This window comes from Pseudoalteromonas sp. P1-30, from assembly GCF_001400005.1.
Taxonomy (GTDB): Bacteria; Pseudomonadota; Gammaproteobacteria; order Enterobacterales; family Alteromonadaceae; genus Pseudoalteromonas; species Pseudoalteromonas atlantica.
Window position 1 is genome coordinate 620,307 of the sequence record NZ_LKBC01000001.1, and the last position, 12,364, is coordinate 632,670.

A 12,364-nucleotide genomic window follows, 5' to 3' on the forward strand; every position below is an offset into this window, starting at 1 on the left:
GGGTCTTTCTCCAAAAAACAAATTGTAGTTGTAACTGTGAGAGTTAAGAAAGAAAACCTTTTATAAAGGTCACCTTCATTCTACACTGGCATTAGACCTCACGTAAACCGTGAGTAAGCCATTTTAGGTATTAAACGTAATAAAAAGGTTAACTATGAGAACTGCTTTTTATATATCAGACGGCACTGCTATTACCTCCGAAGTGTTTGGTCACGCGACTTTGTCGTTGTTTCCGGTTGAATTTAATCATAAAACTATTCCTTTTGTAGAAACAGAAGAAAAAGCAAATGAAATTAAAGCGTTAATAAACGCAACTGCTGCAAAAGAAGGTGAGAAGCCATTTGTATTCTTTACCTTCGTAAATCACAACTTAAGTGAAATTATTAAATCGGCCGATGCAATCGCGTATGATTTTTTGTCTACTTACAGTGAAAAAATAGAAAAAGAGCTTAATGTTGCGCCAGTGCCAAAAATGCATCGTACCCACTCTATTCATGAAAAAAGTTATGACTTTAGAATAGATGCGGTTAACTATGCCCTTATGAATGATGATGGCGGAAATATTAAAAACTTTTCTGAAGCCGATATTATTTTAGTAGGTGTTAGCAGAAGCGGTAAAACACCAACAAGCTTGTACTTAGCCTTACAGTACGGCATTAAGGCTGCAAATTACCCGATAACTGAAGACGACTTAGAGAGTGAGGGACTACCTAAATGTTTACTCCCTTACAAACATAAGTTATTTGGGTTAACTATTGACCCTGAGCGTTTGGCTGCAATTAGGCATCGTCGTATGGCAAATTCTAAATACGCATCAATAAGACAATGCCGAATTGAAGTGCGTGAAGTTGAAATGCTTTATAAGCGACATAAAATTGCATACTTTAATTCTACCCATCATTCTGTAGAGGAAATATCTGCAAAAATCTTAATTGACAGCAACCTTGAGCGACGTAAGTACTAACCAACTAATTTACTGTTTTGCTAAAAAAAGCCGCTATATGCGGCTTTAGTTTATATTTATTACTTACGAGCGTCTTTTAATAAATCAGCTACTAAAAAGCCTACTTCTAATACTTGGTCTGCATTTAGACGCGGGTCACATTGTGTTTTGTAACGTTGCGCTAGGTCATCATCAGATAAACCGTATGCACCACCGGTACACTCTGTAACGTGCTGGCCAGTCATTTCTAAGTGGATACCACCTGCGTATGAACCTTCAGCTTTATGTACAGCAAAAAACTGGCTAATTTCGCGCATGATATTATCGAAGCTACGCGTTTTATAGCCTGATGTCGCTTTTTCAGTGTTACCGTGCATTGGATCCGAGCTCCAAATAACTTTACGGCCTTCTTGCTGAACGCGTCTTACAAGTGCTGGAAGTTTTTCTGGCAGTACGTCGGCACCCATACGTGTAATTAGCGTTAAACGACCCGGAATGTTATCTGGGTTTACTGCATCAATTAAACGAATTAGGTCATCTGGGTCCATTCCTGGACCAACTTTAACACCAATAGGGTTTTTAATACCTTTGAAAAACTCAATGTGTGCATGGTCTAATTGACGCGTACGCTCACCAATCCACACAAAGTGCGCAGAACAGTCGTACCAGTCACCTGATAGGTGATCGCGACGAGTTAGTGCTTCTTCATAGCCTAGCAATAACGCTTCGTGAGACGTGTATAAGTCGGTTTCTTTAAGGCTTGGCGCAATAGTAGAATTAATGCCACATACTTCCATAAATTCAAGTGCGTCTTGAATTTTGTCAGCAAGCTGTTGGAATCGTTCTTTTTGCGGATTAGCGGCTACAAAGCCCATGTTCCAGCGATTCACTTGGTGTAAATCTGCTAAGCCACCTTGTGCAAATGCACGAAGTAAGTTTAATGTAGCTGCACTGTTGTGGTATGCCTTCATTAAACGTTGTGGATCGGGAATACGCGCTTCTTCTGTAAACTCAAAGCTATTTACAATATCACCACGGTAAGATGGTAAAGATACACCGTCAATAGTTTCTAAATCTGCAGAGCGTGGTTTAGCGTATTGACCTGCCATACGTGCAATTTTAACAACTGGGCATTTACCGCCGTATGTTAAAACAACAGCCATTTGTAAAATGGTTTTAAATGTATCGCGAATATTAGCGGCATTAAAGTCGCTAAATGATTCGGCACAGTCGCCACCTTGAAGTAAAAATGCACGACCTTCACATACATCTTCTAATTGTTTAAAGAGGCTTCTTGTTTCTTCTGCAAAAACAAGTGGCGGAGCACTCTTTAACTGGCTTTCTACTGTTTTCAGTTCTTCTTGATCTGGGTACTGTGGCTGCTGCAGTATTGGCAGTTCTCTCCAGCTATTTGGGTTCCACGATTGCATGTTCTTTCCTCATTCCTACTTTACCTGATATAAAGAAATTAACGTATGCATGGCCCTAAGTTCAAGGACTATATTCACTATTTACCAACTAATTTGTTATGAGTTAAATATATATAAGGTTATTTATGATTTTAAGGCTGCCCAGGCTTAGTTTTAAGCGTGTTTTAATTTTGCTATTTTTATTTAAATACAATAAGTTAAATATATGAAGGCGTTTTTTTAACCATCCCAAACCAAATTGATTTCAAAGCCTTAAAGTTAACAGTTTCACTAGGAACACATCATACTTAAAGAGGGTTAAATGTAATCTTAGCTTTACAGTGGTAATTTGATTAAATCAACCAAGTGACTAGAATTTATTTTTAGTGTGTGATATGTGGTTCAGGGTTATGTAAAGCTATAATAATAAGTCCACTTTATTCTGTACAACTGTGATCAGGTTGTTAGACGATGCCAGTACGCTAATTAGGGCTACTAAAAACAGTCAGTATGAACGACTACTTTAAATATTAAGTTGTAGTAGAGTTCATCCTCACAGAGCAGCCTTCCCCGTTACAGGAGCCTTGCGCTGCATTACAAGTATCACTTATAAGCAATTATACAATGAGTGCCCAACACTATCTAAAGTGTCGAACCAAAAAATTGATTGCTGGCCTTAAACTAAAGGCTCAATAACTATTTTACACAGAGCGATAATATATAAAAGTATAAATCGCCCTAGCATTTACCTGCGTTACAACAAATTTTTAAATAAACATAAGTGTATTGATCACGCCTGGGTTCGTTAGTTCTTTCTGTTATATGCAAATATTCAAGCAACGAATCTCACTTAGCATAAGCAAACAACGTAAAAGAACACATCATACATAATCTAATTTAAAAGTAGTCTTGGCTTTTGTAGAATAAATTAACTTTATAAAACCAGAGCAAAAGGTTAAACTTAATAATTAAATAAGTAAGATGTGTTCTTAAGGTGGTTATGGTTTCTAAAGTGCAAATAAGAAGTCAGTTTGATTTAATGAATGAATTAACATCGTTATTGATTGATGAATTACGTGTCTGTGAATATTCAAAGGCTGAGTATTATCAGCTACCAGATATAAATAGTGTTGATGAAAATATTATTCCCGAGTCAATTCCTGTAAAAAAATTAACCGGCGAAATTGCTCATAGGGCAATTTTAAATTCGTTTACTGATATTTATAAAAAAGAAAGTTTAAGTAGTAGAGTGCTAAAGCGTCATCCTGGGCTTTTGGTTCTAAAAAATGCAGATGTCGCAGCATTAACTAGCCGAATACAACAAGTTAATAAAGCTAAGGCTGCTTTTAAGGAGTGTGTTTTGGCTATCGATAATAACGATGCTCGATTTGAAGCTGTTCATAACGCGGTTCCAAATTTAATCACTCTTGCAGCCTATCGAAAAATTCATTTTCAAAGTGAGTCCCCTTTTTCGGTGAGATTTACTTGGATGCATAAGCATGCCACTAAAACTCTAACTAAAAAAATGGCACTTGAAATGCTCGATAAGTCCGCAGGTTATAGAAATCCAAGAATGATCGACCAACAAAAATGGCAGTCTCTTGTTGCACAAGAGCAAATGCGAGTAGCTAGTTTAGGTGAAAAAGAAAAGTTAAGAATTCGCCGCCCTACCCGAGTAAGTCCCCAAGTTAATGTTAGGTACACCGCAGAAAATAGGTATCACGTAAGTGCAGCGTTACCGTTTATTTTAATTAACCCGCAGCCCGATGTTAAGTTAGGTACTTTGCCAGATTATCAAAAACCAGAGTCTCACCCGAGAAAAAAAGAGTATGACTTTTTAGTGGATAGACTTTATTTAGAACAAGTAGATAATTAATTATGTTAAAAAGGCCACATAGTGTGGCCTTTTTGGTAAGTAGTCTATTATTTTAACCGTTGTTATTTTTCGACTATTTCTTCTATTTTATCTTCATCAATTAAAACTGCGTTTTCGACAATTCGTTTACCACCTTGAATCTCAATGCGCTTATTGTGCTTGTTGAGCGTGAGTATCTCATCACAAAACTGATCAGAAGGATGCATTTCATAGGTGTAATCAATAATATTACCGGTTTTATCATCTTTTACATTAGTAATGCTGTATTCCGAAATAGCTCCTTTCTCAATCAAGTCTTTCATTGTTGTGGTCATATCACGGCGTAATGCTTTTAATTTGTTTTCTGTGATATCGTCGGTTGAATAAATAGAGCCGTATTTTTCCATAATAGATAGCAATCTAAAATGATAAGTTTTACCAGGCGCGGCATAACGCCAAAGGTGATATAAACGCAGCATCATCCAACGCGATAAACCACGTTTTAGCTCTTGCGCACTGTTAAAGTAATACCCTTTGTATTCAAGGTTATCAATCATGTTATGAACAAATGCATTTAAACATGCAACACATTTAACGTTGCCGCCTTGGCCTTTTTTACCACTAAAATGAAGAGATGATAAAAAGTTCATGTTTGACTCATAAAAAGAGTCATCAATATCTGTATTTTTAGTATCAGTAGCCGAGTATTTAAATGAAAGTTTAGAACCTTGAAGTGCTTCCAATGATTCTTTAATTTGTGGGTATGGCATTGATTGGCCAACCGCTTTAAGTTCTTGGGCTAATTCGTTCATCGAAAAAACCACGGCATATTGAATACCGGACTTAAAATTGATTTTTACGATTTTACCTTTCGATGCAAGGCGAATTAACGCGCGCTCAACTTTTTCTTCTCTATCCGATGGCCACACTAAATATTCTACGTCTTCGCCATCTTTACGCGTGCTTACAACGGCCGGTGTAATTTTTATTTCGCCGTCATATAAAATACCATCTACTTTTTCGGATATTTTACGCGTAATAATTGTTTTTTTAGGTGCTTCTTCCAATGGCAATTTTTTATGCCCAGAACGTACAAAACGCCCCCATAAATCATAGTGGTTAAACGTGTTTGAATAAGCACGTAACCCATGAGCGGCATTTTCGATAGAAATTCGCACATCTTTGTTATCTGTAAATAGTGCTAAACTTTCGTTATCTATTGCACTTTCCACCCCGTGTATTTGGCCCCTAAGTGTATCGGGCAAGTTATCTACCGAGATGTTGACCTTTCGGCTCATTGTTCTGATTTCCATTTTTTATTGCGACAGCTAATAACAACACATTAAGCAACAAAAGTTAAATGTTTAAGTTAGTATAAAACTGATCCGAGTATAAATAAACGTAACGGATCATTATTATACTAAGTAGGGAGTGATAAGCTTAATTTCAGATCACTATTTTACTAAGATAAGCTTCTCAAGCTAAATTTTTACTAACTCAATTTATTTTTTGTCCATTAAAAGCGCTATTTTTAAACTTTTTACACGACAAACGTTAGTAAAATAAATACCTGCTGTGGATAACAACACTTCTAGTTAGCATAGATCTGATCTGTACTTACTACAGATCAGATCTATACCAATTAAACGCCCTGTTCTTCGTAAGCTTAAGTGTATAACTTTCTAATTTACTTGGTAAAAAACTGATCTCACACAGTCATTTTGTACATAACTTATTGAGTAAGTTGTGCATAACTTTAATATTTAAATAAGGCTTAGTAAAAAGCTGATCTGCATGTAGATAAAGATCTGATCTTAACCAAGTATAAAGGTGATCTGCTTTTTTTAACATTATTTATAAATATCATATAGTTATATAGCCATTATACACCCTTAACCTTTATTACCTTATATATTTAACCACCTTTAAACTTCTTTATTTATACTAAGCAATCTTAAAGGTGTAAAAATATTTTTAAATGTCTTGTTATTAAAATGCATGTCGCCTTAAATAGTTGTTTACAGCTATTTGAATGGACATTATACTAACTGCCTAACTTTGAGGAAGAAAGTATGTCTATCAATAATAACGCGCTAAGTACTTACCGGCTTTTAAAAGCAACAGCCGAAGTTGCTGAAAAATCTTTAAAAGGACGCATACAACACTATCGCGCTCATCTTAAATCAGAAGAAAAAGAATTAAGAACTTACACCCAAAAAGCGGCAGCAGATTTATTAGGGTGTAATAATCGTACCTTAAAACGTCGTCATGACAATGGTGACTTTGATGATTTAAATATTAAGCGTGGTGCAAATGGGCACTATGCGTATACGTTAGTTAATATTTTTGCGATGGCCGATATCATGGATATTCAGCCAGATCACCGCACTACTAACGATAAACTCCAAGTTATTGTTATTAATTCGCTTAAAGGTGGCTGTGGTAAAACAACCAGTATGGTTAATATTGCTGCTGCATTGGCGACGACTAATATCAAACGTTATCGTATTGGTATTATTGATTTAGATCCTCAAGGTTCGTCTTCTAGCTTTTTCCCTTCTAACGATCACGACCCTGTTACGGTAGGCGACTTAATGCGTGATTGTATTGATTTAGACGAAGGCGAAACCTGGCCAGAGTTTGTATCTAGTGCTTTTGTTACTACGCATATTCCAAATATTCGTGTTTTACCCTCAGGTATGGATGACTTTTACTTTGAACACGAGACTGCAACACTTTTAAAAGACACCTCTAATTACGAACAAACACGTCATTATCATAAGCTTTTAGAAAAGGTTATTGAGCCGGTTAAAGACGAATTTGATATTATTTTAATCGATACCGCTCCTACACTTAACTTTATGTTTTATAATGCTTTAATGGCCTCTACGGCAATGCTTATCCCGGTTCATCCAGAAGCTGTAGATTTTGATGCTAACAATAAATATTTAAAGCGTTTAGGTGAGATTTACCACACAGTAGCGGCACTTGGTCATGAAGGTTGGGACTTTATGCAGTTTTTAGTGACCAATTACGTTAAGGGTAATCATTCACAGCGCGATATTGTTAAAGATGTACGTAGTGCGTTTGGCCGCCAAGTAATGAGCTACCCAATTAATCACAGCTCGGCAATTACGGCTAGTTCATCGTCTTTTAATACCATATTTGATCAAAAAGCATCGGATAGTTTAGCAAGTCGCGAGTCTTTATTGCGCGCGCAAGAAAATATTAAAGATGTTGTGGACGAATTAGAAATGCTTATTCGTTCTAATTGGGAGTCAACCCAATCATCACTTAACAACACTAAGTAAGGATGTTACATAAAAATGGCTACAAAACGTAAAAACGACACCCGCTTAGATCCATTTGCAACTGCCGTAGGCAATAGCAGCCTTGATGCATTACTTGAGCAAGCAAGCGCTGGTGATGTAATAAGAATGCCTGCGCCAAGCGACCCTACACGCGAAATAACCTTAGTGTGTAAAGTTATTGCTCATGCAGATATTGAATCTAGCACCACGGTTTACGGTAAAAATCGCCGTGTACAAGCGCTATTAAACGAAAAGTCGGTTTCTGATATTTTACCTGCAATCAGTGAAGATGGACGTAATCAACACCCTGCTTTACTTTGGGATCAGGGAAATACTAACTTAGTACTTGCCGGTTCACGTCGTCGAAAGGCATGTATTTTAGGTAATGCCGATTATTTAGTTTTAAGCTCTCCTGATTTTACCGATCAAGACGCTAAAATTTTAGCTGTATCTTCAGATCAGTACATAGCCCCAAGCCTTTGGGAGCTAGGGCAAGCTTATCAACAAACTAAAAACGATCTTATTGAGCAAGGTAAAAAAGGCTCTTATCGCGAAATTGCCGCTATTGAAGGTGTATCGCACACCGCAATTGCAGATGCCATTAAAGCGTACGAGCAAATACCCGCTGATGTAATTTCACTTTACCCCACGGCTAATCACGTAGGCAGAGAAGTCGCTAAAAAGCTTGTTAGTGCAAAGGAGCGCGACGAGCAGGCGTTTAATGCCCTAGTTAGCGAATTACATACAGACGATGAGATTAACGCCATTACAAGCGACGACAAGCGCGCAATGGCAATTACTAAACGTTTAACTACCGAGCCTAGCGCGGTTGCTAAACGTGAAGCTGTATTTGAAAACAACTTTATAAACGTACAACGCAATTTAAAAAGTGGTGACGTATCTATTAAAATAGATAATAAAGTGTTGACTGACAAACGCTTAGAACAACTTACTAAGCTGTTAAGCGCGTTTAATTAGCCCCTTATTACTTAGTAAAATAGTGATCTTAAAAGCCTGTTAGGTTAGTTAAATTCTGATCTGATGGGCTTTTTACTTAGTAAAATCCTGATCTTTTTTGCTATTTATAACCCATAAATCCCTCATTTTTGCTCTAAAGATCACATTTTTACTAACTGAATTTAGTTTTTACGACTATTTGATGCTGGATCTTAATTTGTTAGTAAAAAACTGATCTGTAAAGCCCCTGCGTTGTTAATAAATTGTTTGTAACATGTATGTTTGCTGTTTACCTATTCTCATATTGGCAGATAAAGTGCCATAAAGTACGTACAAACCGATTTTTTACTAACCTAGCAGCTCCAACCAGTTTATATAACGTTAATATTGCTTTTGCTGTGCGCAGTTAAAGAATATACTGGCAGAATTATTTTAAAAATTTAATACTTAGAGTGACATGTCTGCTAACTTATCAAAAAATGATTTACTGGCTATTTTTGAAGAAATAAAAAATGAGCAGGCAACCTTGTTCCCTCTTTCTGAGCGCTTTATAAAAAAGTTGTTTAGGCCCAACGTGCTCGATAAAGGCAAAGAGTATTATAAAAACGGCCAAATTAGTTGGTTAGAGCACAGCAGTGATTTTGCTGTTATTGATTCAACCGTACAAGGCGACACCGGATCAACATTTAACCAACGCATTGAGATCAGTAAAGTACCTACTGGTTACTCTGTTGATACGCATTGTACCTGTAATGCTAAAACCAAATGTAGGCACTTAGCCGCTGTATTATTTAAACTTAAAATAGAGCACTCAGGTGAATACGGAGAAGACTACTTTATTAACGATTGGTTTAGTGAGCTGACAGCACTTAAAAGTGTTGATGCTAAAGCTCCTTCGCAAGTTCTTTTATTTGTATTAGACATTGAAAACAATAAAGTATTTTTAACGCCAAAAATTGCCAATTACGACAAAAATAATAATTACACGCTAGGGCGCAATTTAACTGAGCAACAATTAAATAGCTTTGTAACGCCAAACGATTTGCTCGAAAGTGACTTTAGACTCTTTAGTTGGATTCGCTCGCAAAATGCAGTAGGTAATTTAGAGCTAAAAGGTCAATGGGGCTTTAGCGCTTTACAACAATTAATTGCCACCGACCGTTTATTTTTACAACGCTCTCGTGTTGCTATTAAAGCGCAAACTGGGCAATCGCTTAACTTTAATTGGCAGCAACAAAACGAGTTATCGCAGTTAATTATTGAGCTTGAACACAGTAAAAATTGGGCATTGATAAAAACCACGCCGCCCGCTTATTTAGACCTCGATCACTTTAAAGTCGGCCGGATCAGAACACAGCTTAGCGCCGACGAAATAGCACATTTACAATCAATTCCCGCACTTCACGATGCTAATTTTGATCGCATTTATAAACAACTTGCCGACAATTTTGGCGCCGGTGTTATTCCGCATCCGAATAACGAACAAGTCAATGTTAAGCAACTTGGTAATGCTGTTTTAAAAGCCACTATGGATGAGCAAGGGCTTAAAGTTTCGCTATTATTTAAATATAAAAATAAAAATTATTTAGCGGGAACAGCACCAGCGAGTTTAATAAATAGTGCATTTGAAAACACAGTAACAAATGAGTTAGTAAATTTAGGTTTTGAGTTTTGTAAAGGGGGTTTACAAAGTGAGTTTATATTTAATAAACAATCACCTATACATTTACATTGGCTTGTTTACGAAGTATTCCCTGGCTTTAAAAAGCGTGGCTGGCAGGTAACTCAAACTAAAGTAAATGTAGCCGACCCCCAAGGGCACGTTACACTCGATGTAAACCGTGCTGCAGGTCACCAAATGCATTGTAAAGTGCAATTAAGCGATGCCAAAGCCGCTGTACTTTTTAATACCGATGATGCCACGTATCAATCGTTAAATCGTCAAAGTGAGCTGTTTTATTACTACCCTGTTGGGCGTCAATTTGGTGTTATTAGTAAAGCCGCCATTAATTTACTGACCGAATTTAAACAACGCTTTGAATTTGTAAAAACACGCGATGAATTTAATATCCCGCTTTCTTATTTACCTGAGCTGGTAAAGCATACCGCAGTTACTATAGACCTTCATGATGACTCTCTTGAGCGTTATCTTGATGAGTTAAACAACACCGAGCAGGCAATGCCAGTGGTGCCCTTACACGGTTTAAATGACTCGGTAACACTACGTGAATACCAGCAACAAGGCGTTGATTGGCTTGGCTTTTTAAAGCGCCACCAATTAGGCGGCATACTTGCTGATGACATGGGGCTTGGCAAAACGCTACAAGTTATTGCCTTTTTGGCCAGCAGTTTTAATCGCCCGCAAGCGGGCCCTACCCTTATAGTGTGCCCTACAAGTTTGGTAAGTAATTGGCAAAACGAAATCACCAAATTTGCTAAAAGTCTTAAAGTAACCACTATTTTTGGCTCACAACGTAATGAGCCTTTACAACATTTAGCGCAAGCGCAGTGTATTTTAACTACTTACCCATTATTAAAGCGTGATATTGCTTATTACTCGCCACTTTATTTTGAAAATATTATTTTAGATGAAGCGCAATATATTAAAAACGATACTGCACAAGTCTCGCGCTTAGTTAAGCGTTTAAATGCCGACTTTAAGTTATGTTTAAGCGGTACGCCTATCGAAAATAATTTGTTTGAGCTTAAATCGTTACTCGACTTTGCAATGCCTTCATTACTTGGCTCGCAAGCGCACTTTAAACAGCACTTTCAAACCCCTATTGAGCGCGAAGCCGATTCAGAGCGAGCTGAGCAACTAAAAGCGCTTATTATGCCGTTTATATTACGCCGCACAAAAGCGCAGGTAGCTCAAGAGCTGCCACAAAAAACAGAGCTGTTAAAAGAGTTTGAGTTTGAACCTAAGCAAAAAGATATGTACCAAGGTATTACGCGCGCCTTAGAAGAAAAGCTCATCGACTTATTTGCTGAGCAAGGCGCACAAAAAAGTAAGCTCGCATTTTTAGAAGCGCTACTAAAGCTAAGGCAAATTTGTTGTCATCCAAAATTAATTGAGCCAGAAACACAAGCCGGTTCAGCAAAATTAGAATGGCTAACTACGCATTTGCCATTAATGCTAAGCCTTGGTCGTAAAGTGATTATTTTTAGTCAATTTACTTCTGCGCTCGATTTAATTGCAGAGCGTTTAAACGATATAAATATCAAATTTAGTATGCTAACTGGGCAAACGCGCCATCGCGACAAAGTTATTGACGAATTTACCAGTGGCAAAACCTCGGTGTTTTTAATCAGTTTAAAAGCAGGCGGTACTGGGCTTAACTTAACTCAAGCCGATACCGTTATTCACTTTGACCCATGGTGGAACCCGGCTGTTGAAAAACAAGCCACCGATCGTGCTTATCGTATTGGCCAAACAAATCCAGTGTTTGTTTATAAATTAATTATGAGTAACTCAATTGAGCAAAAGGTATTTAAAATGCAGCAAGATAAGCAAGCGCTTGTTGATGCATTATTTACCGATAAATCAATGAGCTTTACTTCGTTTGATGAGCAGCAAATGTTAGCACTTATAAAAAGCTAATTTTTTTACTTAGCATGTGAACTAATTTAACCAAATGGCGTCTATTATATTGCTTGTTGAATAATTGCAGTTATCACAAGCTTCATGTTGATTTTAAAATACATTTTTTATAAATTGCTTGAACTAAATTTAAAAACACGCGTCTACTATTATGCTTGTTGAATAATTGCAGTTATCACAAGCTTCATGTTGATTTCCCTGTTTGGTTACTAAATTTAGTAATGATTGAGCCAGCCCTTTTAGCTGGCTTTTTTTATGCCTGTATTTAACACCTTAAAATACATTTTT

The 12,364-nt window shown here is 37.0% G+C and carries 7 protein-coding genes; 5 read left to right on the forward strand and 2 right to left on the reverse strand.

Going from position 1 to position 12,364, the window contains the following annotated elements; all coding sequences use genetic code 11:
- Positions 1-154 precede the first annotated feature (154 nt).
- A complete protein-coding gene (locus AN395_RS02720; RefSeq protein ID WP_004586305.1) occupies positions 155-964 on the forward strand; it encodes a pyruvate, water dikinase regulatory protein in 810 nt (269 codons plus the stop codon).
- A 59-nt stretch (positions 965-1,023) separates the two neighbouring features.
- Here the strand turns inward: AN395_RS02720 and AN395_RS02725 are convergent, their stop codons facing one another.
- Complete coding sequence (locus tag AN395_RS02725; RefSeq protein WP_024032363.1) at positions 1,024-2,373, reverse strand: class II 3-deoxy-7-phosphoheptulonate synthase; 1,350 nt, start codon at positions 2,371-2,373, stop codon at positions 1,024-1,026.
- Positions 2,374-3,352: 979 nt separating this feature from the next.
- Between AN395_RS02725 and AN395_RS02730 the strand changes: the two genes are divergently transcribed.
- Positions 3,353-4,228, forward strand: a complete 876-nt coding sequence (locus AN395_RS02730; protein ID WP_054981984.1) for a DNA replication terminus site-binding protein — start codon at positions 3,353-3,355, stop codon at positions 4,226-4,228.
- 62 nt (positions 4,229-4,290) lie between these two features.
- On the opposite strand, the gene AN395_RS02735 is transcribed toward AN395_RS02730, so the two are convergent.
- Positions 4,291-5,505 carry a hypothetical protein gene (locus tag AN395_RS02735; RefSeq protein WP_004586302.1) on the reverse strand — a complete coding sequence of 405 codons (1,215 nt, stop codon included), beginning with the start codon at positions 5,503-5,505 and terminating at the stop codon, positions 4,291-4,293.
- 774 nt (positions 5,506-6,279) lie between these two features.
- Between AN395_RS02735 and AN395_RS02740 the strand changes: the two genes are divergently transcribed.
- From AN395_RS02740 to AN395_RS02750, 3 genes are all read left to right on the forward strand, one after another.
- The gene (locus AN395_RS02740) at positions 6,280-7,518 is read left to right on the forward strand and encodes an AAA family ATPase (protein WP_054981985.1); all 1,239 of its coding nucleotides are present in this window, start codon (positions 6,280-6,282) and stop codon (positions 7,516-7,518) included.
- A gap of 15 nt (positions 7,519-7,533) precedes the next feature.
- A complete protein-coding gene (locus AN395_RS02745) occupies positions 7,534-8,496 on the forward strand; it encodes a hypothetical protein (protein ID WP_029771890.1) in 963 nt (320 codons plus the stop codon).
- Between the two features lie 436 nt (positions 8,497-8,932).
- Positions 8,933-12,076 carry a DEAD/DEAH box helicase gene (locus AN395_RS02750; RefSeq protein ID WP_054981986.1) on the forward strand — a complete coding sequence of 1,048 codons (3,144 nt, stop codon included), beginning with the start codon at positions 8,933-8,935 and terminating at the stop codon, positions 12,074-12,076.
- The last annotated feature ends 288 nt before the right edge of the window (positions 12,077-12,364 follow it).